The sequence below is a fragment of the Syntrophotalea acetylenica genome (assembly GCF_001888165.1).
Lineage (GTDB): Bacteria > Desulfobacterota > Desulfuromonadia > Desulfuromonadales > Syntrophotaleaceae > Syntrophotalea > Syntrophotalea acetylenica.
On record NZ_CP015455.1, the window covers coordinates 1036805 to 1063066 of the forward strand.

Below are 26262 nucleotides of genomic sequence, written 5' to 3' on the forward strand. Positions count from 1 at the left end.
GGGAGTGTGTCATGGGGTATTACCAATGTTCACCGATTTTTACGGCGGAAAATGAGTGCCAGGATTGTTCGAAATGCGTTCGGCATTGCCCGGTCAAAGCAATCAAGGTAGCTGACGGCCAAGCCAGAATCGTGCCTGAGAAATGTGTGGCCTGCGGAACTTGTGTTCGGGTGTGTCCTGCTGGAGCCAAGCGGGTGCGTGATGACCTGACGGATGTCAAGCAGCTACTGCAGCAATCGAAGAAGGTTTTTGCCTCCCTCGCTCCTTCTTATGTCAGCGAGTTTCCAGGTATACCCACGGCGAACATAATTGCCGCCCTTCGGCGACTGGGGTTTGCCGGGGTCAGCGAAACCGCTTTGGGAGCCCAGGAAGTTTCTGCCAAGGTGGTCAGGGAGCTTAATGAGGGCCGGCAAAAATTGATTCTGTCCTCCGCCTGCCCGGCGGCGGTTACCTACGTTCAAAAATATCTGCCGGAATTTGCCCATTCGATCGCTTCTGTTTTTTCCCCCCTGCTGGCCCACTGTACCATGCTCCAACAGCATTACGGTTCTGATGTCGCGGTCGTTTTCATCGGACCCTGCGGGGCCAAGAAAAACGAAGGGGACCGTCATCCGGAATTGATGGATGCGGTCATCACCTTTACTGACCTTAGGGCTTGGTTGGGCGAAACCCGTATCAACCCGGCTGCCCTGGTGATAGGGGAGGAGGATCGTTTTGTGCCTGAAAGTGCTCAAGAAGGCGCTTTGTACCCGATTGAAGGCGGTATGATTGACACCTTGCGCATGCAGGGTGGTAGCGATCGGGTCCATTACGGCACTGTGGGTGGCCTTCGCGGCATCGAGCACGTACTGGGTGATTTGCGGCCGGAGAATGTGACTCTGCCGACCTTCCTCGAATTGCTGGCTTGTCGCGGCGGTTGCATCAACGGTCCCTGTGCCACTCCAGGACAGGCCGGACTGAAGCAATGGCAGGAAGTGATCTCTCGGGCCAATATCCCGGCCGAGCCTGTTCTTCGCCAGCCCTTATCCAATATCGATGAGAATATTTGTGATCTGCCACTGCCGGCTCGGAGCTATGGTGAACAGGAAATCCGTCAGGCTCTACGTCGCGTCGGCAAAGAAAGTCGCGACGACGAACTGAATTGCGGCGGCTGTGGTTATGAAACCTGCGGGGAATTCGCCAAAGCTATTCTGTCGGGCCATGCCGAATCATCAATGTGTCTATCCTTTTTGCGGGAACAGGCGCAGAAAAAGGCCAATGCTTTGTTGCACTGCATCCCCTCCGCCATCGTGCTGGCCGACAATGAGCTGAAAATTCTCGATTGCAACTGTAGCTTTGCAACCTTGTTCGATGAGTCGTTGCTTGAAGTTTATGAAGTCTGTCCGGGGCTAGCCGGTGCTTCGCTGCGGAGAATACTGCCTTTTGGCGAACTGTTCGAAGAGGTGCTGAAAAGCGGAGAGTCTCTGCGCCGCGAATCGCTGCATGTGGACAATCGTATTTTCGACCTGACCATCTTTCCGATCGATCCGGGTCTGGTAGTCGGCGGGGTCATCACCGACGTCACCGATTCGGAACTTCCACGGGAACTGATAGCCCAGCGAGCACAGGAGGTCATTCACAAGAACCTCAAGACCGTACAGGAGGTTGCTTGCCTGTTAGGCGAAAACATGGCGGAAACGGAAATCCTGTTACGTTCGTTGGTGGAAGGGTTCGCTCCGGAAGATGCCACCGCACACAAATTGGTTCCGTCAGTCGAAGAAAAATAAGGAGTAAAGTGAAGGGGGCTACTGAAGATGGCACAGGACCTGTTTGTCGAGATTGAATTCAGTCAATGCAACTACCACGGCGAGGATGTCTGCGGCGACTCTTTTCTGATGCAGAAGGTCGAAGACCAGAACCGCAGGATCGCCGTGCTCTCCGACGGATTGGGACACGGGGTCAAGGCCGGAATCCTGTCGACCATGACCTCCTCCATGGCCCTGAAATTCATCGCCAGCGACCTGGAAATCGGCCGCTCGGCGGAAATCATGATGGATGCCCTGCCGGTTTGCCAGAGGCGCAAGATCAGCTATGCGACCTTCTCCATTTTTGATTACCGGGAAAGTGGCAGCGCACGGATCATTGAGATGGACAACCCGCCATTTTTGCACATCCGCGAAGATGAAGTATTGAGTACGGACTACAAAGAAGTCTGTTCACCCCGGCACCAGAAACGCAAGCTGCGTATTTCCCACATTGAACCTCGTTCCCAGGACCGTCTGGTTTTCATATCGGATGGCATTACCCAGGCCGGCCTCGGTTCACAGCAGTACAAGCTCGGCTGGCGACTGTCCGGCTGCGCCGATTTTGTACTCGATATGCTGCGCGACGATCCGGCCATTTCCGCTCGCGACCTCTCGCAAGAGATCCTCGAAGCGGCCCTGCAGAAAGAACCCGGCCAGCAGGCCGGGGACGACATCACGGTGGGGGTGGTCTATTTCCGGGTGCCGCGGCGGACAATTTTGCTTACCGGCCCGCCGTTTTCCCAGGAGCGCGATGTCGTTTATGCCAATTACCTTGATTCATTTGCCGGGCGCAAGGTGATTTGCGGAGGCACTTCGGCCGATATTGTGGCTCGCGAATTGGGTCGGGAGATTCATACGGATCTGGGTAGCCATGGCTGCGGCATCCCGCCAGTATCGCACATGGAGGGGGTTGATTTGATTACGGAGGGGATTTTGACCTTGACCCGGGTAGCGCAATTTTTGGAGCAGGGGGACATCCCTCAAGAAGGCCACGGCGCCGCCCGGCTGGCCCAGATGTTGCGCGACAGCGATGCCATTTCGTTTCTGGTCGGAACCAAGATCAATGAAGCGCATCAGGATCCGAGTCACCCGGCGGAACTGGAGATCCGGCGTAACATCGTCAAGCGCGTGGCCAAGGTGTTGCAGGAGAAATATCTCAAAGAAATATCACTACAGTATATTTGAGGGGCTCTGCAAGGAATTTGCTTGGTTGAGTCTACAATCATACTCGATCTGAGGCGTTGCCCGAGCGTTTACCTGATGTCGGCTACCAGCAGTCGGAGTACTTTGGTCTGGTAACTAACAGGTCGGAACAACACGCTACCTTCGTTGCTTGGCACGGTCCCTTCAGCCTCTCCGATGCACTGATCACCCGCTGGTGGCAAGCGGTGCGCTTGGGCTCAGTGGTATCGCGCATCGATCTGCCGGTTACCGAGCGAGTCTACGGGGATGATCATCACGCCTGGTGCCTCTGGTATGCCAAGGGGACCTGCGGCGCCTGCGCCAATCGCTGCCCGGCCGACGCCATCACGACAAGAGGGGGACACGACAAGCAGGATTGTTGCAGCTACATCCTGGAGACAACCGCGCCTTACGCCACAAAAACCTACGGCACCGGCGCTACACCCTGCGGTCTGTGCCAGATCAAGGTTCCTTGCGAGGTCCAGGTGCCACAAGAATTGATCTGAACATGTTACACCAGACTCTGGTGCAATCATTCATAATAAGTGGAGAAATCATGCAGGTTCCGTTAAGCGAATTGCAGCAGCGGCTGAACTGTTTCCGAAGCCAGATGGATAGCACCGAGCCCGACTGGCAGGCAGCGGTCATTTTCGGCAAGGTTAATCAGTATTATTTCACCGGCACCATGCAGGACGGCCTGTTATGGATTCCGCGCGGCGACGAGGCAATCTACTGGGTACGCAAGAGTATCGAACGGGCCAGGGATGAATCGCTGTTTCCCCGCATCGAGCCCATGAACAGCTTTCGTGATGTCGCTGCGACAGTCGGAAATATGCCCGCCCGCCTGCACCTTGAGTGCGAGCTGGTGCCTCTGGCTATGCTGCGCCGCTTCCAGAAATACATTCCCGTTAGCGATATCCGGTCCATTGATGGGGCCATGGCAGCCGTACGGGCGGTCAAAAGCGACTACGAGCTGAACCTTATGGAGCGTTCCGGGGAGATACATCGCCGCATTCTTGAGGAGCGGGTGCCGGCCATGCTCAGGGAGGGCATGAGTGAAGCGGAGTTTGCAGCAGCGCTCTATCCGGTGATGGTCGAAGAGGGCCATCACGGTGTGGCTCGGTTCGGTATGTTCCAGACCGAAATGGCCCTGGGCAATATTTGTTTTGGCGAAAGTTCGATCTATCCCAACTACTTCGACGGCCCGGGTGGCAGTTACGGTCTACACCCGGCGGTGCCGCTGCTTGGCAGTCGCACCCACAAACTGGGCAAAGGCGATTTGGTTTTTGTCGATATTTGCTGCGGTGTGGACGGTTATCATACCGACAAGACCCAAACCTACATGTTTGGCGGGCCGATTGCCGACGAGGCGATTGCCGCTCACCGCGAATGTGTGGCGATTCAGAACCGGATCACCGAACAGCTTCGACCCGGGGCCATCCCCTCGGCGATCTATAAGCAGGTCATGGACAGCCTGAGCGACGAGTTCCTTCAGAATTTCATGGGATATGGCGCCCGCCCGGCCCGTTTTCTCGGCCACGGCATCGGTCTGCAAATAGACGAGACTCCGGTCATCGCCAAGGGATTCGATGAGCCGTTGCAGGAAGGGATGGTGCTTGCTCTGGAACCTAAAAAGGGCATCGAAGGGATAGGTATGGTCGGTGTCGAAAATACTTTCATTGTTACTGCTGAAGGGGGGCGCTGTATCACAGGCACACATCCCGGATTGCTGAAAGTATATTGACCCTCTAGCCAAGCTTTACGTGACGCTTGCGAGGAACCATAAGGCCGAAGGCTTTAACGTTAGGTGGAAACGATTGTTGGCAAACAAAGAAGGCCTTCCTTTTTGTTCAGAAGTAAGGGGGACAATTATTTTAAGAATACGAAAAGCCTCACTTTAAGCTTTCTTTCTTCTTCTGATAGGGCAATTAAATTTAGAAACTTTAGAATAGATTGATGATAGCGATGCTAGTATCAATGATTAAATAGATAAATCTGCTAGGGCTATACTAGAGGCGTGCGCAACCATTACAACATTATTTTACAAATATTTTAAATATGGTTGGAGCTTGATGAGATAATTCAATCTCAGGCTGAGAAGGCATGCGCCCACCTTATTAATATCAAAATAGATAATGATACCTTTTCCGGAGACAGTATCTAATGTGTATTTCACATGGTCAGAACAGTACATTGGTGAATATTGAGCAGCGTCGCAGTATTCGTTCTTTTACGGATAAACTTGTTCCCGACGAGCATCTGATGACCATTTTGCGTGCAGCCAATCAGGCGCCTTCGGCTCACAATCAGCAGTCCTGGAAATTTATCGTTATTCGCGGTAAGCGCAAAAACGAACTTGTCGGCCTGGTAGGCGCCAAAGCTGGAGAGTTTCCAAGAGCGGCAGCAGTTTTGTTGCGCATGGCAGCCAGAAGCATCAATTCAGCACCAGTGGTTATTGTCGTGGCCAATACCGGAAAATTGATTGGACATGGCACCGAACTGTTCCAGGTCGAAAAGGATCAGGCGCTGGATTTTTTCAAAACAATGGAGATACAAAGTTCGGCGGCGGCGATCCAAAATCTGCTGGTTGCGGCCGCCTCCCTTGGTTTGGCGACGGTATGGCTTGGGATTTTGTTTCTAATAAAAGATGAGGTGCTACGTCTTATGGGGGAGCAGGAAGGAGAGTTCATGGCGGTAGTCCCCTTGGGGTATGCGGCCAAGGATGTCAAGGAACCAAAAAAAATCAATTTTGACATGATGGTGAAGTGGTTGGAATAACGTGTAGTTAAACTACGTGAAATACTAATGGTCAGATTCAATTTGCATGTGCCCCACCCATGACTTGACCAAGCCGGAAATGAAAGTGCTGAAAATATCGCCCAAGGGAAAACCCACTATAGAGGATTTTCGGTAATTTAGAGATAAACAACCACATGGAAGAGGTGGTGGCCAGAGAAGAGAGGATTATCTAGCCCGAATCAGGAAAGAAACCAGCTCACCGCTCAACATCATCTATTTCCGGGAAGATTTGTACGGCGCTGCCGGTAACAAATCTTCCTTGCTTTTTCAGGAGAAAATATAATGCTCAGTCCATTGCAAACATCTTTCACCAAGGTTCTTTCCCTTACCAGCGATGAGGCTTTGAAGCGGCGCTTCATGGTTTTGGATGTACCGATTCAGGCCAACATGCGCTTCGGCCTGCTGCTGGAGGTTCTCGACAAGGTGGCGGAAGAGGCCGCACTCAACTACGTCAACCAATTTTTCCCGGATGCTCGAGTAGTCACGGCGGCTATCGACAATATCATTATCCGTCATGTCACCGACATGTCACGGGACGTGCACTTCAAGGCGCGTATCAACCACGTCGGCCGCTCCTCCCTGGAAATCGGCATTCGTGTCGAGCAACCCGGCGTCCCGGTGCGTCATATTGCTTCCTGTTACTTCACCATGGTCGCTCGTTCGGGAATGGGCGAAGGAGCGGTGAGCGTTGCCCTGCCCGGCCTGGACTATGGTGAGGATATCGAGCAACAGCGGGCCGACAAGGCTCTACAACGGCGCAAGGAATACAAGCAGCAGCAGGCGCGTCTGAACGAGCCGCCCAGTCGTGAGGAATTCCAGATGCTCACCGACCTGCATGCGGCCCAGGATGACCCTGGTTTCAAAGGTCTGCTAGCGGGAAAATTGACCGCCGACGCCTGGGAACGCATGTACCCGGAACAGGAAAACGTGCCGAAAAAGATTTTCGGTGGATACCTGATCCGTCGCGCCTACGAACTGTCGTCCATCTGCTCCGAGCAGATAGCCCCCAATCGCCCTATTGCCGCGGCGGTCAACCGCATCAACTTTTTTCACCCGGTACGCATGGGCGACACCCTGCACTACACCACCCGTGTGGTCTATACCAAAGGCAGCTTTATCTGTGTCGAAGCGAACATCGAGCGCATCAGTCGAGACAAGACCACCAAGGCTCTGTCAAACTCCTGTCTGTTCACCTTTGTCAATGTCGATGATGACCTGCAGCAACAACCGGTACCCCAGGTCTATCCCACCAACTACGGCGAAGATGCCCGCTACCTTATGGCCCATCGCAGCAGCCAGACCCTAATCGCGGAGGGGGCAAACGATCTGAGCTGATTGGCAGGAATTTTGGTCTATTGTCTTGGCTTTGGTTCGAAAGAAGAGGGTATGGTTTTGTGCCGAATCTGTGCCATGTTGGAACAAACTTTGGCGTTAAATGACTATTAACGACAAAACACCACAAAAACGTCACCTAACTATAAGCGAGACAAGGTGTTGAAATTACTTGTTGAAATGTTTTTTGGATTGTTGTCTTTTATTGTGGTTTGTGGGGAGTGAAAAGGCGCGGGTAGGACTTAAAATCCCTCGGCCGTATGGCTGTACGGGTTCGACCCCCGTCCCGGGCACCACTAGAAAAAACAAAGGGTTAGCCGTTTCTTGGCTAACCCTTTGTCGTTTCGAAACGTTGAAGTTTCAGGTTGCGCCGTTTTTTTGTCATGCGGTCACAAGCCGGTACAACAAACCCGCGTTGTGGAGTAGTTGTCCGGCCCGGATACTGTCTTCGTTTTGCCGGGGATTTTCCTTCCCACGATTAATTCCGGGTCACTTTTTCGTACTGCCGCAAGAGGCGGTTCCCGGATCCTTCCCACCTGTTTTTTATCTTTCCTGACAAAAATTGAGTTCAGTCAATTTCCATGAGCATCGGATTCGATAAGATGGAACCACATGGCGGATCGTCCTTGGGCAGAAAGGAACGGATGATCCTGAACAGCGTTTTGATTCGGGCCTGATACAAAAGGAGCGCATATGCAAAAGGACTGGGAACAGAGAAAAGAGCAATTTGAGATTGTGGACGTGAGGAAGTTGACCGGAAACTTTTTGCCGGGATTTCTTAAAAGGGCCGGGCAGGTCGAAGTGGGCGACGGGATATGCGTGGTGCAGACTTTCGATCCGGTTCCTTTGTATTCCGCGATGGCATCCCTGGGTTTCGAGCACGTTACCGACAAGGTTTCCAGGGAGGAATATCGGGCCTATTTTTACCGGAAGGAAAACAGGGAAGCGCCTTTTCCTCAAACGGGCGATGTTCCTCTAAAACCGACGGCACTGCTCAATTTTAAAAAAATAGATAACACCCTGGCGGATATCGCGGTCAATTTCTGGACCCTGACCTGGGGCAAGGAGGCCCCGGCCATCGATCTCAAGACGAAATTGCTGCTGTCGCTGGCCAACGGCGTGGGGGCGGGGAGATTCCGTCAGGCGACGCGCGAGCTGATAAAAGTCTATTCGCTTGGTATTACCGTGGCCGAACTGGATGAGCTTTTTTCCCTGCTTGTCTGGAATGGTGGAATCGGCACCTTCGCCTCCGAGATCGGGCCCTCGCCTTTGTTCGGAGCCTATCAGACCATCAAAACGCTGGAAGGCAAGGGCCTGGCGCGGCAAGAGGTGATGATGCGCCTGATGGAAAAATTCGGCGAAAAAAACCCGGAAGTGGACGTGCTCACATAACGAACAGGGAGGTCCCACATCATGAACCCGGATCCAAACACGACCATTCGCATGTTCGGCGTGCTGTATACTTTGCGGCGCCAATCGGGTCTTCCACCGACGGCCAGGGTTTTTATCCCGCCCGAGGGGCGACATTGCCTTGACATCGCCAGGGAAGTCCGGTTGCCGGTCGACAAGATCGAGGGCGTGTTCATCAATCATACCGCCTATCCGCCGGATCGAATCATTATGCCGGGGGATCGGGTTGCCTTCATTCCCACGGGTGTGCCGGGTTCCGACTGGCTGTCCTATTCTTTGCGCAAAAATCAGGAATCCCGACATTGATGCCACTGGAGCGGCGCGGCATGGCGCGGGGTAAATCCCGGCCGTTTCGCGTCGCTCCCGTAATTGTAGGCTGCGGCGGCTACCTGTATAACTGATGGGAATAACCTGCGAGTTGGTTTTTATCCGGCAACGGACCTTTTTCACCGTTGCACTATCCCCACCGTATATGCAGTTAAGCACGTTTAAAACTTCGTGAACAAAAATATGTGAAGAAGTTGTTTGATAATCATACCGTATACTGGTGCCTTGCCGGAACGTACTAATTTTAAACGCCTCCACCTCTTTATTATCCCATGACCCTTGCGGTTACTTCCTTGTTAATATTTCGGACACTCAGCCAAACGCAAAGTAGTTGACGATTTATATGAATTGTGTTAATGATCATGCGCCGTTTTTTGGCGGCACTGAAATTAAGTGTAATTACTTGTTCCCTGATCTCGCAAATTCCTACAAAAATTTAAAAAACCGCGGACTCATCCGGGTTGGCAACAGGGATTGTCGCCATTTTCGGGTTTGTGCGCCTGGGCGCCATGGTGCCCGCTCTTTGCTGTGTCATCGTTATGTCCTGAGAGAAATAATGCCTATCGCCTGAAAGGTTGACGGTACGCTGCGTGCCGTTGGGTTGAAGGAAAATTAAAAACAGGAGAGGAGAAGAACATGGCGGTTTGCAAGTGTACCGGCGAGCATGTTGATTCGCCGCAAGATCTGAAGTTGAAGGAGCTGCTGGATCACTATCGGGATTACGATGGTGCGTTGATTCCGGTGTTGCAGGGTGCGCAGGATATCTACGGGTATCTGCCTGCGGAGGTCCTCGAAACGATTTCGAAAGAGTTGAACATTCCCTTCAGCGAGGTTTTCGGCGTAGTGACCTTTTACGCCCAGTTTCACCTCAAGCCCCGTGGCCGCAACATCATCCGCGTCTGTCTGGGCACCGCCTGCCACGTGCTCGGCGGCGGCAAGATTTTCGACAGGCTGCAGGAAATTCTCGGCGTCGAGAATGGCGGAACCACGGAAGATCTGCGCTACACACTGGAGTCCGTGGCCTGCATCGGGGCCTGCGGCCTGGCGCCTTGTATCATGATCAACGATGATACCCATGGTCGTCTGGTACCGGGCGGTCTTGAAGAAATTCTGGAACAGTATCAGTAAGGGGGGACGGCGTACGATGAGCAAATTACAGGAAATGCGCTCCGGAATCGAGGAGCAGTACAAATCGAAACAGGACCGTGCCCGGATCGTGGTCGGCATGGGTACCTGCGGTATTGCCGCCGGCGCGGGCAAGGTCATGAACGCCATCAAGGCCGAAGTGGAAAAGACCGGCATGGACGTGGATGTCGATTTCACCAGCTGCATCGGCATGTGCTTCGCCGAGCCCGTGGTGGAGATGATGTCGCCTGGCAAGGCCAGCGTGGTATACGGCGGAGTATCTCCGGACAATGTGGTGCAGCTCATGAAGAGCCACCTGGTGGACGAGACCCCGATGCTCGACATGGCCCAGATTCAGATCCTGGGCGGCGCCAAGCCCTACGCGGATATTCCTGTCATGGAAAAGTCCGGGTATTACGCGCAGCAGGTGCGTTCGGTCACTTCGCGGCTGGGTCGCACCAACCCCGAGCGCATCGAGGACTACATCGCCACGGGCGGCTACGCGGGCATTGAAAAAGCCCTGAGCATGGAGCGCCTGGCGGTTATCGACGAGATCAAGAAATCCGGACTGCGCGGCCGCGGCGGCGGCGGTTTTCCTACCGGCACCAAGTGGCAGTTCGTGCATGACGCCGTGGGCGACAAGAAATTCATCGTCTGCAACGCCGACGAGGGCGATCCCGGGGCGTTCATGGACCGCAGCGTTCTGGAAGGCGACCCGCACGCGGTGCTGGAAGGGATGATGATCGCCGCTTACGCCATCGGTGCCAATGAAGGCGTGATCTACTGCCGTGCCGAGTATCCGCTGGCCATCCGCCGTCTCAATATGGCCATCAAGGTGGCGGAAGAGATGGGCATCATGGGTGAAAACATCATGGGCAGCGGCTTCAACTTCAAGGTGCGCATCAAGGCCGGGGCCGGAGCGTTCGTGTGCGGCGAGGAAACCGCGCTGCTCAACTCCATCGAAGGCCAGCGCGGCATGCCGCGGGTGCGTCCGCCGTTCCCGGCCCACAAGGGTCTGTGGCAGAAACCGACCTGCCTGAACAACGTGGAAACCTTCGCCAACGTACCGAATATCATCCGCAACGGTGGCGACTGGTTTGCCAGCATGGGCACCGAAAAGAGCAAGGGCAGCAAGGTGTTCTGTATCACCGGCAAGATCAACAACACCGGGTTGTGCGAAGTGCCCATGGGCATTACCTTGCGCGATCTGGTGTACAACATTGCCGGCGGCATCAAGGACGGCAAGAAATTCAAGGCGGTGCAAAGCGGCGGTCCCTCCGGCGGCTGCCTGCCGACCGAGAAGCTGGATCTGTCCATCGACTACGAGAACCTTGGCCAGGCCGGGGCGATCATGGGTTCCGGCGGTCTGGTGTTCATGGACGAGACCAGCTGCATGCTGGACATCGCCAAGTACTTCCTCAATTTCACCCAGATGGAATCCTGCGGCAAGTGCACCCCCTGCCGGGAAGGCACCAAGCGCATGCTGGAGATTCTGGAACGCATTTGCGAAGGCAACGGCGTGCCGGAAGACATCGACAACCTGGAACGCCTGGCCCGGGTCATCAAGACTTCGGCTCTGTGCGCCCTGGGTCAGACGGCACCGAACCCGGTGCTGACCACCCTGAAGTATTTCCGCGACGAGTACGAAGCGCACATCAACGAAAAGCGTTGTCCGGCAGGGGTGTGCCCGGCGCTGCTGACCTACACCATCCTGGAGGACAAGTGTGTGGGTTGCGGTGTGTGCATCAAGGCCTGTCCGGTGGGCGCCATCAGCGGCGAGAAGAAAAAGGCCCACGTCATCGATCCGAAGACCTGCGTCAAGTGCGGTGCCTGCGTGGCCAAGTGCAAGTTCGACGCTATCGTGAAAGCGTAAAAGATCGGCATTCGGCACGTATTGCTGGTAGCGTGCCGATTTTCTCAAACGTGAAGAGAATATCGAATCTTGCGTGGATAGAAGGAGATAACAATTGTCTACTGTTTCTTTAACCATAAATGGCCTTGAGGTCACGGTACCCAAGGGTACCAAGTTGCTGGATGCGGCGTTGGGAGCCGGCTTCTTTATTCCGACCTTGTGTCACGATGAAAACAGCCCCAACTACGGTGGCTGCCGCATTTGCGTGGTCGAAGTCAAGGGCGCCCGCGCTCTGGTCGCCTCGTGTTGCGCCGAGGCCGCCAACGGCATGGTCGTCGAGACCGAGTCGCCGGCTGTCGTCGAAGCCCGGAAGACCATCCTCGAACTGATGCTGGCCAATCATCCTGCGGATTGCCTGACCTGCGACAAGGCCGGCAATTGCCGTCTGCAGGACTATGCTTTCCGTTACGATGTGAAGCAGCCCAACTTTGGCGGCGAGAGGAAAGACCACGAATTCGACGATAGCAATCCCTACATCAACCGGGATATGAACAAATGTATCCTGTGCGCCAGGTGTGTCCGGACCTGCAAAGCCGTGACAGACCGGGCCGTCATCGATCTGGCCTATCGCGGCTTCAAAACCAAGGTCGCGACGGCGCTGGACGCCAAACTCGCTGAATCCCTCTGCGTGTCCTGCGGGCGCTGCGTGTCCGTGTGCCCGGTAGGCGCCCTGACCTACCGCTCCTTCTCCGGCAAGGCCCGTATGTGGGAAGTGGAAAAAGAGCAGGTAACCTGTACCTGGTGCGACGCCGGTTGCCAGTTCGACCTGGTGCGCAAGGACGGCAAAGCCATCGGTGTTGCAGCCAAAAACCCCTCCGAGGGACGCCCCTTGTGCCTTAAGGGCCGCCTCGGTCTGGAACTGCGCTACAACGATGAGCCGCTCAAGCCGATGCTCAAGAAGGACGATCAGTTTGTCGAGGTCTCCTGGACCGAGGCACTGGGTCTTGAAGAGATTGTTTCCAAACTGAAATAAAGGCGTAAAACGGAGCGTTTCCTCCTCGTGGGGAAACGCTCCGCCATCGTCAGCTGCATCTTCAGAGTGGCGTACATGGTGCTTCGCTCCATCTTGTGCTTGATGTCGATGCGACCTGGTCTGACCCGCAACGAAGTGCACCCTGTTGATTGATTCATTTGCAGTTTTTCGGACTGCCCCGCCTCTATCCGCGCAATATCGCCTGGCCAAATATTAAATACCTGTTGTATTCCAACGTCCTGTCGCCGCAAAATATACCGGTTGTCGTGATGTCCGCGTTTGACGAGTTCTGTCCGCGGTCGGCTTTGAATCCCCTTTACACAGACGATTGTCGAGGAACCTCGTGAAACTTCTTCATACATCGGATTGGCACATCGGGCGCACCCTGTACGGCAGAAAGCGTTACGAGGAGTTCGAAGCATTCCTGGACTGGCTGGTCCGGGTGATTCAGCAGCATCGAATCGATGCGCTGCTGGTGGCGGGTGACGTGTTTGATACCAGTGCTCCGAGTAACCGCGCCCAACAGCTGTATTATCGCCTGCTCTGCCGGGTGGCGGCGTCCTGTTGTCGCCATGTGGTGATTGTGGCGGGCAACCACGATTCGCCTTCGTTTCTCTCCGCCCCTAAAGAACTGCTCAAAGCCCTCGATGTGCATGTGGTGGGAAGCCCTGGCGAAGATCCGCAGGACGAGGTGCTTGTGCTTCGCGACAAGCAGGGCAGGCCTGAACTGATCGTCTGCGCCGTGCCTTATCTTCGCGACCGGGATATTCGCGTGGCGCAAGCCGGCGAGAGCATCGAGGACAAGGAGCGCAGTCTGGTCGACGGCATAAGGCGGCACTACGCCGAAGTCGCGGCACGGGCCGAAGGCAGGCGCGCCGAATTATACGCGGAGGTGCCCATCGTCGCCACGGGGCATCTGTTTGCCGCGGGCGCTCAGACCGTTGACGGCGATGGCGTGCGCGAACTCTATGTGGGCTCCCTGGCGCATGTGAATTCCGGCATTTTTCCGGATTGTTTTGATTACCTGGCACTGGGGCACCTGCATGTTCCACAGATGGTGAGCGGCCTCGAAACCATGCGTTACAGCGGTTCGCCGCTGCCCATGGGATTCGGGGAGGCGCAACAGCAGAAATATGTGGTGCTGGTCGATTTTAAAAGCAGGACGGCCAACCCCGCCGACAAAACTTCCCAACCGGGCATCGAACTTTTTCCCGTTCCGGTGTTCCAGAAACTGGAGCGTGTCAGGGGGGACTGGGAAGGCATCGCAAGCCGCATTATCGAACTGGCCGCGGCAGGGTCCCCGGTGTGGCTCGAAATCATCTACGATGGCACGGAGGTCATCGGTGATTTGCGCCAGCGTCTGGATGCCGCCATCAGCGGAACCGGAATGGAAATTCTGCGTGTCAAAAACAACCGCATCGTCGATCGGGTGCTGGGGCAGATTCACGAAGAGGAAACCCTCGACGACCTGAACCTTGACGATGTGTTCGAACGCTGCCTCGCCATGCATGACGTGCCTGAAGAGCAACGGCCGGAGCTGTTTCGTGCCTACCAGGAAACGCTCGCGTCTCTCTATCAAGACGATGTGCGGGCGGAATAGAGGGGGCTGCTGATGAGAATATTGCAGATACGTTTCAAAAATCTGAATTCCCTGGCCGGCGAATGGGAGATAGACCTGGCGCATCCGGCTTTCGCTTCTGACGGCATTTTCGCCATCACCGGGCCCACCGGCGCGGGAAAGAGTACCATCCTCGACGCGGTCTGCCTTGCCCTTTACGGGCGGACGCCCCGCCTCAACAAGGTCACCAGGGCTGGCAACGAGATCATGTCCCGTCAGACCGGCGAGTGCTTTGCCGAAGTGACTTTCGAGACGGAGGCAGGGCGATTTCGCTGTCACTGGAGTCAGCACCGGGCGCGCAGGAAGCCGGATGGCGAACTTCAGGCGCCTAAGCATGAAATCGCCGATGCCGATTCCGGCGCGATTTTTGAGTCCAGAATCAGAGGTGTCGCCGAGCAGATCGAGGCGGCCACCGGCATGGATTTTGACCGGTTCACTCGATCCATGCTGCTGGCGCAGGGCGGTTTCGCCGCATTCCTGCAGGCGGCACCGGATGAGCGAGCCCCGATCCTGGAGCAGATAACGGGCACCGAGATTTACAGCCGTATATCCATCCGTGTTCATGAGCGCCAGCGTGAAGAGCGGGTCAAGCTGGATACCCTCCAGGTCGAAACGGCAGGCATTGCCTTGCTGGAGCCGGAGCAGGAAAAACAGATTCTGCAGGAACTGGAAGCCAGACAGAAACAAGAAAGTGACCTTGTTGCCAGCTCCGAGGAGGCTGGCAGGGCCATGGCCTGGCTGCTCGCGGTGGAGGCCATGAAGCAGGAAATCGTCAGCCTGGCAGAGGAAGCGAACAGGCTGCAAAGCGTCATCGATGGGTTCAGGCCGGAGCGAGACAAGCTCGTCACGGCTTTGCGCGCCGCGTCGCTGGATGGTGCACACGCCACCCTCACCGCCATCCGAAAACAACAGGCGGATGACCAGAAAGCGCTGACAGGGGAGCAAGGCAACCTTCCTGCCCTGGAAGACTCTGCCAAAAGACAGGAACAATCGCAGAAGCTGGCCGAGCATCGGACCGCTGAAGTCAAACAGGCGCTGCGAGCCTCTCAGCCCCTTATCCAGAAGGTGCGCTCCCTCGATCAGAAGCTGGCCGATCAGGAAAAAGCTGTTCGGGAAGCAGAAGAGAACTGCCAAAATGCTGCGGCAAAAAGCGATGCGGATAAACAGGCGAGACTCAGGGAACGGCAAAAACGCTTTGAGGCCCAGCATACACTGGAGGGCATTGACGCTTATCTGCGGGAACACGCACCGGATGAATGGCTGGTCAGCGGACTGGCCGGTGTTGAAGAACAGTTGGGTGCCCTGCTGTCCAGGCAGACAGAAATCGCGCAACGGCAGGCCGATCAGCAACAGGCGGCGATGGCTCTGGAACGGGCGAGGCGGCATCTCGACGATCGCCAGAAACAAGGCGCCGCCCGACGCCGGCAGCTGGACGACGCCTCAAACAGGCTTCAGCAAGCCAGGGATGCGCTGAACCGGCTGCTGGGAGGGCGGCTGTTGCGCGAATACCGGACCGAGAAGGAAACCCTGCTTCGCGAAATGGCCTTTCTGGTGAAAATAGCGGAGCTTGAAGAGCACCGGTCCAAACTGGAAGACGGCAGGCCCTGTCCGCTGTGCGGGGCGACGGAGCACCCCTTCGCTCAAGGCAATGTTCCCGCTGCCGATGAAACCGAACAGAGGATCGAAGCGCTTGCCAGGATGATTCGCCGGGCCGAAGACCAGGAAGCTGCTATCAGAAAATGTGAAGAGGCGGAAGCATCGGCCGGCAAAAATCTGGTGGAAGCAGAAAAACAGGAGGCCGCCGCGGCACATGAAGAGAAGTCTGCCAGCAAAGCGCTGGTGGAGGTCACGAACGGCCTGGAAAAACTTTGTGCAGATTTTACCGAGCGCAGGCAGTCGATAGCAGACAAACTCCAGCTGCTTGGCTTTGCCTTCGATTTTTGCAATCCCGAATCCGCAATCCGGAATCTGCAGGCTCGAGCGCAAACATGGCAGACGCAGGTCAGAAAAAAGGCCGAAATCGAGAAAAGGATTGCGGCTCTTGACAGTGAGATGCAGCGTCTGGATGCGGTCATTGAGACCCATGCCACGGCTCTGGCCGAAAAACGGGAAGGTCTCAAAAGCCTGAAAACCCGGTATGCCGCCGGAAGTGACGAGCGCAGAGCCCTGTATGGCGACAAATGTCCCGAGGATGAGGAACTGCGCCTCAACAAGGCGGTTTTAGCTGCGGAAAGTGCCGAAAAACAGGCCCGGGATCGGTACATTGAACTGCGGCAGCAGTGGAGCACCGCAAAGGCCCATGTTGAATCGCTGCAAAGGCGCATCTACCGGAGAACCCCGGAGGTGCGCCATGCGGAAGCCGTTTTTTCATCAGCGCTGGCAGCCGCGGGGTTTCTGGATGAAGAACAGTTTCTCGCGGCCCGGCTGTCCGCCGGGCAGAGGGATGCCTTGTCCGCAAAAGCCAGGCAGCTGGATGACCGCCAGATTGAGCTGCAGGCCAGACAAAAAGATCGGGAAACGCGCCTGGCTGCGGAGATGGCCAGGAAACTTACCGACAAATCCGTGGATCAGCTCGAACGGCAGTGCACAGAGTATCAGAATGCGCTGAAGGAGCTGCGGGGCACCGTCGCCGGCCTCAGCCACAGGCTGAGTGAAAACCGTGCCGCCAGAGAGCGCATAAAGGCCAGACAGGCGGCTATCGAGGCTCAGCAGGCAGAGTGCCGCCGATGGGATAACCTGCACCAGTTGATCGGTTCAGCAGACGGCCGGAAGTACCGCAATTTTGCCCAGGGGCTGACCTTTGAAATGATGATCGGTCACGCCAACCGGCAACTGCAAAAAATGAGCGACCGTTACCTGCTGGTGCGGGATGAGGGCCGTCCGCTGGAACTCAATGTGATCGATAACTATCAGGCAGGCGAAGTCCGCTCCACCAAAAACCTGTCCGGTGGCGAGAGTTTTCTGGTCAGCCTGGCGCTGGCGCTGGGGCTGTCGCAGATGGCGAGCCGGAATGTCCGGGTCGATTCCCTGTTTCTGGACGAAGGCTTCGGCACGCTGGATGAAGAGGCTCTGGACACCGCACTCGAGACCCTGACCGGTTTGCAGCAGGATGGCAAGCTGATCGGCCTGATCTCCCATGTCGCGGCGCTCAAGGAGCGGATCAGCGCCCGCATCGAGGTTATCCCCCGGGCGGGCGGACGAAGCCGTGTAGCCGGACCGGGGTGCCGGGCGGTCAGATACTCTGGATGATTTTGACCGGCCGGAGGCCCAGATCGATCCAACGTGAAGAGATCATCAGAATAAGCAGCATCAGAAAAGCCGCGCCGTAAAACACCATGGGCATGCCGACATGGTCCATGATCCATCCGTTGGCCCAGGTGCCGGCGGCGCCGCCGACGAAGAGATTGAAGGATACCAGGGACATGACCGTGCCCCGCATGGACGGCATGAGGTTCTGGGCGGTGGTGACCAGGGTGGAATGCACCGATATGAAGGCAAAACCAAATCCGAACAGGGCCAGGCCAATGAGTATCGGAGAATGCAGAACGGGCAGGGTGGCCAGGCACAAGCTGCCGAGCAGGGCCGAATAAGGTACGAAGCGGTTGTTGAAATGCCGTCTCAGGGGGGTTACGCTGCGGGCTCCGATGACGGTTGCAATACCGAACAGCGACAGGATCATGCCCACCCCGAGAATGCCATAGCCGGTATTGCCCTGGACAAATTTCCCCGAGTAGGTGAAGGTGCCAAAGACGCTGAAGCCAGTCAGAAAGATGGTTGAAACCACCTTGATCAGCTCTTTGTTCTGCGCGGTCTTTCTGTAGATCTTGCGGAAGTTCAGATGTTCGATAACGCCCGGCTGTTTCTCGATGCTCTTGAGCATGATGAAGGCGATGACCAGTTCAAAAAAGCCGTACAGAAAGTAGACGGTTCGCCAGGAGCCGAAGTGGGCGATGAGACCGCCGATGGCCGTGGCCGACGCACCGCCCAGAAACATCATGCCGAAGAATTTGCCGATGGAGCGCTGCCGGTGGGCGTCCGTCGAACTTTCGCCGATATGGGCGACGCAGACCGGAAAAATCCCCGACCCGAAGGCGCCGTTGAAGGCGCGCAACACGATCAGGCTGGTGAGGTTGTAGGAAAAGGCGCTCAGGATGCTGAAAATGGCGGTGCCGAAGGCAGCGATGTTGATGATCCGGGTTTTGCCGTAGCGGTCCGCCAGGGGGCCGACGAAGATGGTAAAAAACCCGAAACAGATCATGTAGGAGGTGACGGAAAAGGCGGTCTCGGAAATGCTCAGATTCAGCTCTTTCGACATATCGAGAATCAGGGGAGCCACCGCGTAGTTATCCCCATTGGCTAAAAAGGCCATGATCCCCAGTACCAGAATAATCCAGGCTTGTTTCTCCTCGTCACGCATGCTGCCCTCCGTTTCTGTTTGCCTATCCCCGCCTCAATAAAAATTGTGCCATGTCATATGGATACAGCGTAGTTTTCATCCGAAAACTTAGTTGGTAAGGGACTGGATCGGTGCCGGAATCCTGCCGCCGCGGGCGATGAAGATCTCGGAACTGAACCTGTGCACCGGCATGACCGGCGCGCTGCCCAGCAGGCCGCCGAATTCGACGGTGTCGCCGACCCGGGTGCCCGGCGCGGCGATGATGCGCACCGCGGTGGTCTTTTTGTTGATCATGCCGATGGCCATTTCATCGGCGATGATGGCCGAAATGGTGGAGGCCGGCGTGTCACCGGGCACCGCGATCATGTCCAGGCCGACGGAGCAGACGCAGGTCATGGCTTCAAGCTTGTCGAGGCTCAGGGAGCCGCGACGCACCGCGCGGATCATGCCTTCGTCCTCGCTGACCGGGATGAAGGCGCCGCTGAGGCCGCCGACAGAGGACGATGCCATGGACCCGCCTTTTTTGACCGCGTCGTTGAGCAGCGCCAGAGCCGCGGTGGTGCCGTGGGTGCCGCAGCTTTCCAGCCCCATGGCTTCGAGGATGGCGGCGACGCTGTCCCCCACCGCCGGCGTCGGTGCCAGGGACAGGTCCAGCACGCCGAACTCGGCGCCGATGCGGCGCGCCACTTCCTTGCCGACCATCTCGCCCATGCGGGTGATCTTGAAGGCGGTTTTCTTGATGCATTCCGCAATGTCGCCCAGCGAAGGGTTCTGCAGGGCCCGCACCGCCGCGTTGACCACTCCCGGCCCGCTGACACCGACATTGATCACGCAGTCCGGTTCGCCCACGCCGTGAAAGGCGCCGGCCATGAAGGGATTGTCCTCCGGTGCGTTGGCGAACACCACCAGCTTGGCGCAGCCCAGTCCGCCGGCATCGCCGGTAAGTTCGGCGGTCTGTTTGATGATGCGCCCCATTTTCGCCACCGCGTCCATGTTGATGCCGGCCTTGGTGGATGCCACGTTGATCGAGGAGCAGACTTTTCGGGTCGATGCCAGCGCCTGGGGGATGGACTCGATAAGACGACGATCGCCGGGGGTCATGCCTTTTTGCACCAGGGCGCTGAAACCGCCGACAAAATCGACGCCGATCTCCTCGGCCGCGCGGTCCAGGGTTTGAGCCACGGAACTCAGATCCTCGCATTGGCAGGCTTCGGCGACGATGGCGATGGGGGTGACGGAAATCCGCTTGTTGATGATGGGGATGCCGTACAGATTCTGAACGTCCTGGGTGGTACGCACCAGTTTTTCGGCACACCGCATGATCCGGTCGTAGATCTGTTGATTGAAGGTGGCGATGTCGGGATGGCAGCAGCCGCGCAGGTTGATGCCCATGGTGACGGTGCGGATGTCGAGGTGCTCGTGGGTCACCATGTTGATGGTTTCGAGAATTTCTTGCGGATGGATGAGCATCGGCGGCCTCCTCAGATCCTGTGCATGAAACGGAAGGCGTCTTCGTGCTGGACGATGACCTGTACGCCCAGTTCCTTGCCGATGGCCGACATCGCTTCCTGAAAGGCCGTCAGATCGAAATTGTCCGATTTTACTTCCGCCAGCATCAGCATGGTGAAAAGATCGTTCATGATGGTCTGCCGGATATCGGCGATATTGACACTGTATTCGGCCATGACGCGGGTGATGCCGGCGACGATGCCAACACGGTCCAGACCGATGACGGTAATGACGAAGCGACTTGATGACATGGGTTTTCCTTGGGTTCGTTGCTCGTTATGGATAAATAAAAGGTCCCCGCCTCTAAGGATTTTCGGATGTGGGGATTCAACCCGTCATCCTGACCCGGTGCCCGGTGTATGCCGCTGCACCAAAGGCGGTTATTCACAAAGGCGTTAAGTATCGCGCCAAAGCCTTCGCAGGTCAAGGTCGGGATCCTTGCGAACAAATTTTTGCTCTTTTCAAACCGGCCCGCGCCGGGTTATGCTGCCACGGATTTGTTGGCTTAACCGTGGCGAATACAAATTTCCAGCCGGGAATCCTATGACCGAATCCAGCAAACAGACTCTGTTGATGGGCAACGAGGCCATTGCCCGCGGCCTTGTGGAGGCCGGTTGCGCGGTGGCCGCGGCCTATCCGGGCACGCCTTCCACCGAAACCATGACCGCCCTTGTCCGCCTGCAGCCGCAACTCGGGGCGGCGTTGCATGTGGAATGGTCGCTTAACGAAAAAATCGCTTTCGAGGTTGCCCTGGCGGCCAGCTATACCGGCAAGCGTGCGGCGGCGATCATGAAACAGGTAGGCCTGAACGTGGCCGCCGACCCCTTCATGCGCGCCGCTTACCTGGGCGTGGTGGGCGGACTGCTGCTGGTGGTGGCCGACGACCCCGGGCCGCACAGCTCCCAGAACGAGCAGGATTCGCGCTTCTTCGCCCATTTTGCCCGGGTGCCGGTGCTGGATCCTTCCAGTCCCGCCGAAGCCCGCGACATGGTGGCCCTGGGGTATGCCTTGTCCGAACGCTATCGGCTGCCGGTCATGCTGCGCCCTACCACGCGCATCTGTCACGCCCGTCAGAATGTCGGGCAGGCCGAACCCCTTGCGCTCGGTCGCCGGGCGGATTTCGTCCGCGATCCATCGCGCTGGGCGGCGACCCCGGCGTTCCTGCCGGCCCTGCATCAGCAGCTCAACGACAAGATCGATCGCATCGCCCGGGATCCACAAGTCGCTCCACGGCTGCTCGCCGGCGACGGCTCCTTCGCCGGGCGCTGTGTGGTCGCGTCCGGGATCGCTTTTGCCAACGCCTGTGATCTGCTCGCCGACATGCAGCTTCTGGGCAAGGTCGATGTTTATCAGGTATTGCTGCCTTATCCGCTGCACCGGCCATTTATCGATGCTCTGCGCGACCGCTACGACACAGTTCTGATCCTGGAGGAGACCTATCCCGTCATTCAGCAGCAGTTGGCCCATCCCGGCGCCGTCGGCCGCGGTTCCCGGCTGCTGCCGGCGCATGGCGAACTGCTGCCCGACGCCATGCTGCCGGCGCTGGAAGATTTTTTCGGCCTGCAGCCGTCATCCGCCGGGGACGCCGCACCGGCCGGACGCGACAAACGGCCGGCCCTGTGCGCCGGTTGCGGGCACCGGGCCGCCTTCCATGTCATCAAGAAGGTGTTTCCCGGGGGCATCTTCCCCAGCGATATCGGCTGCTATACCCTGGGCCTGAACCTTGGCGCCGTCGATACGGTGCATTGCATGGGAGCCTGCATCAGCCAGGCCGCCGGTTTTTATCAGGCCTATGCGCAGGACGGCGGGGAGGTTCCGGCCATTGTCGCCACCATTGGCGATTCGACTTTTTTTCATGCCGGCATCCCGGCGCTGATCAATACGGTCATCCAGCAGGCGCGCATCATCGTCGTGGTGCTGGATAACGCCACCACCGCCATGACCGGTCACCAGCCCAGCCCTCATCTGGGGCTGCGGGCCGATGGCCGTGCCACTCCCCGCGTCCTTATCGAAGATCTGGTACGGGCCTGCGGCGTGCGGTTCCTGGAGGTGTGCGACCCTTATGATACCGACATGCTGGCCGGGCAGCTGAAACAGGCCGATGCTTTCTGCCGCGGTGAAGACGGCGGTCCGGCGGTGATTATCGCCCGCCACCCCTGTCTCATGGACAAACAGGCGCGGCACGACCAGCCCCGCTTTTGCATGTCGGTGGGGGACGATTGCAATGGCTGCCGGTATTGTCTCCAGGCTTTCGAGTGCCCGGCGCTGTTTTTCGATGAAGCTTGCGGCAGGGTGGATATCGATCAGGATCTGTGTGTCGGTTGCGGTGTCTGTCAGAAGGTCTGCCCCCGTCAAGCCATCCGCAAGGAGGAGCCATGTGCATGAACCGGCAGCTGTTTGTCAGCGGCATGGGTGGGCAGGGGGTGCTGTTTGCGACCCGGGTCATCGCCCAGGCGGCGGTGGAGGCGCACCTGCAGGTATTGACCTCGGAAACCCACGGCATGGCGCAGCGTGGCGGCACCGTCATCTCCATGATCAAGATCGGGGATTTCCGCAGCCCGTTGCTGCGTCGTGGTCAGGCGGATGTCGGCCTGTTTCTGCATGCCGGCAACCTTGAGGTGCACCGCTGCCTGCTCAAGCCAGGCGGCCGGATGGTGGTGAACAGCCCGGCCGCGGACATCGATGCGGCCATCGATGCCTCGGCTCTGGCGCGGCGCCAGGGCAACCCGGTACTGGCCAATCTCATTCTGCTTGGGCATGCGGTGCGCCGCACGCCATGGTTCTGTTCCCCGGAAGCGATGGAACGGGTCATCCGGAACCTGTCCCGGGGACCATTCGCGGCGGCTAATCTGGCCGCATTTCGGCTTGGTTTCGACTTCGGATATTGAAACTGCCGTTCTGGCACGCCAGGCAGTTTTCATTCCCAGCTGCAAGAAAAGATCGGATATGCCATGAATCAAAACTTCATGCCGGATTTTCAGAACGAACAACAACTGCTCTCCCACCAGCTCAAAGGGCTGCAATGGACCATCCGGCATGCCTGGCAGGGATCGGAATTTTACCGCGCGCGGCTGGACAGGGCCGGCATTCGCCCTGACGACATTCACAGTCTCGCGGACCTGGAGCGACTGCCTTTTACCACTGCCGACGATTTGCGCGACGGCTATCCTTTCCCCTTGCGGAGCGTGCCTTTCGAGCAGATCGTGCGGGTGCATGCCAGCAGCGGCACCACCGGCAAGCGCAAGGTTCTGTGTTATACCCAGCAGGATCTGGATGACTGGTGTCACTTTTTTGCGCGCTGCTACCAGATGGCTGGCGTGACGGCCGAAGACCGGGTGCAGATCGCGGTCGGGTACGGGGTCTGGACGGCGGGCATGGGGTTTCAGTCCGGCTGTGAAAAGATTGGCGCACTGGCGGTGCCCATCGGTCCTGGCAACGTCGATCTGCAGTGCCAGTTTCTGATCGATTTCCAGCCGACCGTATTCTGTTGTACCGCTTCCATGGCGCTGCTGATGGCCGAGGAGATTCACCATCGAGGCATCGCCGACAAGATCAACGTCAAAAAGATTATCTACGGTTCGGAACGTTCCTCGGTGTCCATGCGTCAGAAGATTTCCCAGCTGTTCGGCGGCGCGGAACTGTTCGATATCACCGGCCTGACGGAACTGTACGGTCCTGGAACCGGCATCGAATGCTCCCATCATGACTGCATCCATTACTGGGGCGATTACTATATCGTCGAAATCGTCGACCCCGAGACACTGCGGCCCGTGCCCCCCGGTGAATGGGGTGAAATGGTGGTCACCACCCTGTGCAAACAGGCCGCGCCCCTGATCCGCTACCGCACCCGGGATGTAACTCGCATCCTTCCTGGCCGCTGTTCCTGCGGCAGCCTGATGCCGCGCCATTCACGCATTCTGGGGCGTACGGACGATACCTTTATCTTTCGCGGCGTCAATATTTACCCCTCCAGCATCGACAGCATTCTTTCCACGATTGGCGGCCTCGGCTCTGAATATCAGATCCATCTTTCCCGGGATGAAGAGCGTGGCCGCGATTCACTGAAACTGGTCGTGGAACGGGGGCAGGGTGTATCCGATGCAGGGGATCGGGCGCTGATCGGGGAGTTGCTGCATCAGTTCAAGCGGCAGTTGCTGGTCACGCCGGAAGTCGAACTGGTCGCCTACGGCAGCCTGCCCCGTTCGGAAAGAAAAAGCCAGCGCGTATTCGACGCGCGGATCACCGATTCCATCATCTGAGCACGGCATTTGCTTATCCGTCAGGGTTCTGCCGGTGTGGTTTTCGTGCCCGGCCTCATCTACAGCAGATCTTCGGGGGCAAACACGGACAACAGGGCATTTTTCAGGTGTTGCCACCAGGTGGTGAGCGGTTCCTGATGATAAGCTCTCGCCTGCCCGTTATCCACGGTATGCCAGACCAGGTTTTTCCCGCCCTTTTTACCGGGGATCAGCTGCAGCCGGTAGCTGTTGTGCGGCATTGTATAATGCGCGAACAGGGCAGCGACCCGGCTGGCGAGTTCGGGACTGTCCACCAGAATGCCCACTTCCGTATTCAATGCCGCTGAACGCGGATCATGATTGAAGGAACCGATGAAGACGCGCCGACGGTCCATGACGTAGGCCTTGGCGTGCATGCAGGCCTGGGACGAACCTGTCAGTGCCAGCCGATCCTTGCGTGTCTCCGGGGGCGGAAAGGTCCTCTTGAATTCGAACAATGCAATCTGTTCCTCCAGCAGGGGCCGACGGTAACGATTGTATCCCGCCTGTACGATTTTCAAATCCGTGGCTGCGTAGGAATTGGTCAGAACCCTCACTTCAACCCCCTGCTGCTTCAGTTGCCGAAACAGGGCGATGCCGTCCTTGCCGGGAATAAAATAGGGCGAGATGATCAGCAGTTCCGATTCGGTTTCCCGGAACAGGGCATGAAAACGGTCGAAATGCAGACTGGCGCAATCGGGTTGACCGGGTGAGAGTTTGCAGGGGAAATCGGCCAGAACCTGGCCCTGGGCCCAGATGACCGGTACGTGGGGAGGCGTGGCGGCAAGTTCTTCGAGATAGGCGACGACAGCAGGCCGCCGGCGGTGATCGTCGAGCTGCATCCGCAGATCCTGCAAGGGGGTATTGCCGGTGGGATGGATACCGAGGGCCGTCACTGGCACCGATTTGTCGAAATTCCAGTAGGCGTCGAAACTGGCGGAAAGTCGCGGCACTACCGGACCGAGGGTCCACAGGTCGATGTCGCGCAGGTCGATGCGGGGATGAGCCTCGAAGTACTCGTCGCCCAGGTTGCGGCCGCCGACAATGGCCACCGTATTGTCGGCGATAAAGACCTTGTTGTGCATGCGCCTCTGCACGCGGCTGAAATCGTACAGCGCATCGACCAGACGGCCTAAAACCGGGGTGTGGCGGAACACAAAGGGGTTGATGACCCGCACCTCCACCCCGGGGTGGGTATCAAGGGCGGCAAGGTGAAGGGCGCTCTGGTCGAAGTGCAGATCGTCAAGCAGCAGACGGATGCGAACCCCGCGATCGGCTGCCTGCAGAAGCTGATCCAGCAGCAGCAGGCCGCTGAGGTCGCTGCGCAGGATGTAGTATTGCAGATCGAGGGTTTGTTCGGCCCGCTCGGCAAGCTGCAGGCGCATGGCGAGGGCCTGCAGGCCGTTGTCAACCAGTTGAAACGCTGAATGATCAGGGTGCTGTACCAAAGAGGAGCTGTACTGCCTTGCCAGTGCGGTGCTGTCGGACGGCGGCAAAGCCCGGCTTGCGGAGCGTTCCACCGCGGCAAGATCAATGGCGGCGCAGCCCCCCAGACACAGGATTGCAAGACAGGTCAGAAACGGATTCATGGCCAACAGTATAGCGCAGTGCCGGCACT

General features: G+C 57.4%; 20 protein-coding genes. 16 read left to right on the forward strand and 4 right to left on the reverse strand.

What is annotated here, in order from left to right; genetic code table 11:
- The first annotated feature begins 11 nt into the window (after positions 1-11).
- The 13 genes from A6070_RS04680 (at position 12) to A6070_RS04740 (ending at position 17711) form a co-directional block, all read left to right on the forward strand.
- A complete protein-coding gene (locus tag A6070_RS04680) occupies positions 12-1766 on the forward strand; it encodes a [Fe-Fe] hydrogenase large subunit C-terminal domain-containing protein (RefSeq protein WP_072282368.1) in 1755 nt (584 codons plus the stop codon).
- 27 nt (positions 1767-1793) lie between these two features.
- Positions 1794-2969, forward strand: coding sequence for a SpoIIE family protein phosphatase (locus A6070_RS04685; protein ID WP_072282369.1), 1176 nt, complete (start codon positions 1794-1796; stop codon positions 2967-2969).
- Positions 2970-3025: 56 nt separating this feature from the next.
- Positions 3026-3472 carry a hypothetical protein gene (locus tag A6070_RS04690; RefSeq protein WP_235605409.1) on the forward strand — a complete coding sequence of 149 codons (447 nt, stop codon included), beginning with the start codon at positions 3026-3028 and terminating at the stop codon, positions 3470-3472.
- 50 nt (positions 3473-3522) lie between these two features.
- Entirely contained in the window at positions 3523-4710 is a 1188-nt protein-coding gene (locus A6070_RS04695) for a M24 family metallopeptidase (protein WP_083552455.1), read from the forward strand.
- Between the two features lie 419 nt (positions 4711-5129).
- Positions 5130-5744: a nitroreductase family protein gene (locus tag A6070_RS04700; protein WP_072282371.1), complete on the forward strand. Its 615-nt coding sequence runs from the start codon at positions 5130-5132 to the stop codon at positions 5742-5744.
- 303 nt (positions 5745-6047) lie between these two features.
- Complete coding sequence (locus A6070_RS04705; protein WP_072282372.1) at positions 6048-7100, forward strand: acyl-CoA thioesterase; 1053 nt, start codon at positions 6048-6050, stop codon at positions 7098-7100.
- A 690-nt stretch (positions 7101-7790) separates the two neighbouring features.
- Positions 7791-8489: a sulfurtransferase TusA family protein gene (locus tag A6070_RS04710; protein ID WP_072287271.1), complete on the forward strand. Its 699-nt coding sequence runs from the start codon at positions 7791-7793 to the stop codon at positions 8487-8489.
- A gap of 21 nt (positions 8490-8510) precedes the next feature.
- The gene (locus A6070_RS04715; RefSeq protein ID WP_072287272.1) at positions 8511-8813 is read left to right on the forward strand and encodes a hypothetical protein; all 303 of its coding nucleotides are present in this window, start codon (positions 8511-8513) and stop codon (positions 8811-8813) included.
- 657 nt (positions 8814-9470) lie between these two features.
- Entirely contained in the window at positions 9471-9962 is a 492-nt protein-coding gene (nuoE, locus tag A6070_RS04720; RefSeq protein ID WP_072287273.1) for an NADH-quinone oxidoreductase subunit NuoE, read from the forward strand.
- Positions 9963-9978: 16 nt separating this feature from the next.
- The gene (gene nuoF, locus A6070_RS04725) at positions 9979-11832 is read left to right on the forward strand and encodes an NADH-quinone oxidoreductase subunit NuoF (RefSeq protein ID WP_072287274.1); all 1854 of its coding nucleotides are present in this window, start codon (positions 9979-9981) and stop codon (positions 11830-11832) included.
- A 94-nt stretch (positions 11833-11926) separates the two neighbouring features.
- A complete protein-coding gene (locus A6070_RS04730; protein ID WP_072287275.1) occupies positions 11927-12844 on the forward strand; it encodes an NADH-quinone oxidoreductase subunit G in 918 nt (305 codons plus the stop codon).
- Positions 12845-13187: 343 nt separating this feature from the next.
- Positions 13188-14444, forward strand: a complete 1257-nt coding sequence (locus A6070_RS04735; RefSeq protein WP_072287276.1) for an exonuclease SbcCD subunit D C-terminal domain-containing protein — start codon at positions 13188-13190, stop codon at positions 14442-14444.
- Between the two features lie 12 nt (positions 14445-14456).
- Positions 14457-17711, forward strand: coding sequence for an AAA family ATPase (locus A6070_RS04740; RefSeq protein WP_072287277.1), 3255 nt, complete (start codon positions 14457-14459; stop codon positions 17709-17711).
- Here A6070_RS04740 and A6070_RS04745 read toward each other — a convergent pair.
- From A6070_RS04745 to A6070_RS04755, 3 genes are all read right to left on the reverse strand, one after another.
- Positions 17695-18879, reverse strand: a complete 1185-nt coding sequence (locus tag A6070_RS04745; RefSeq protein WP_072287278.1) for an MFS transporter — start codon at positions 18877-18879, stop codon at positions 17695-17697. The two genes, A6070_RS04740 and A6070_RS04745, sit on opposite strands and share 17 nt — an antisense overlap.
- 87 nt (positions 18880-18966) lie before the next feature.
- Positions 18967-20328 carry a PFL family protein gene (locus A6070_RS04750; RefSeq protein ID WP_072287279.1) on the reverse strand — a complete coding sequence of 454 codons (1362 nt, stop codon included), beginning with the start codon at positions 20326-20328 and terminating at the stop codon, positions 18967-18969.
- Positions 20329-20339: 11 nt separating this feature from the next.
- Positions 20340-20618, reverse strand: coding sequence for an ACT domain-containing protein (locus tag A6070_RS04755; RefSeq protein ID WP_072287280.1), 279 nt, complete (start codon positions 20616-20618; stop codon positions 20340-20342).
- A 292-nt stretch (positions 20619-20910) separates the two neighbouring features.
- Here A6070_RS04755 and A6070_RS04765 point away from each other — a divergent pair, with 292 nt between their 5' ends.
- The 3 genes from A6070_RS04765 (at position 20911) to A6070_RS04775 (ending at position 24626) form a co-directional block, all read left to right on the forward strand.
- The gene (locus A6070_RS04765) at positions 20911-22752 is read left to right on the forward strand and encodes a thiamine pyrophosphate-dependent enzyme (RefSeq protein WP_072287282.1); all 1842 of its coding nucleotides are present in this window, start codon (positions 20911-20913) and stop codon (positions 22750-22752) included.
- The gene (locus A6070_RS04770) at positions 22743-23255 is read left to right on the forward strand and encodes an indolepyruvate oxidoreductase subunit beta (RefSeq protein ID WP_072287283.1); all 513 of its coding nucleotides are present in this window, start codon (positions 22743-22745) and stop codon (positions 23253-23255) included. The genes A6070_RS04765 and A6070_RS04770 overlap by 10 nt, the downstream gene beginning before the upstream one ends.
- Positions 23256-23318: 63 nt before the next feature.
- Complete coding sequence (locus tag A6070_RS04775) at positions 23319-24626, forward strand: phenylacetate--CoA ligase family protein (protein ID WP_072287284.1); 1308 nt, start codon at positions 23319-23321, stop codon at positions 24624-24626.
- A gap of 59 nt (positions 24627-24685) precedes the next feature.
- Here A6070_RS04775 and A6070_RS04780 read toward each other — a convergent pair whose 3' ends face one another.
- Positions 24686-26233: a phospholipase D family protein gene (locus A6070_RS04780; RefSeq protein ID WP_072287285.1), complete on the reverse strand. Its 1548-nt coding sequence runs from the start codon at positions 26231-26233 to the stop codon at positions 24686-24688.
- Positions 26234-26262: the final 29 nt, after the last annotated feature.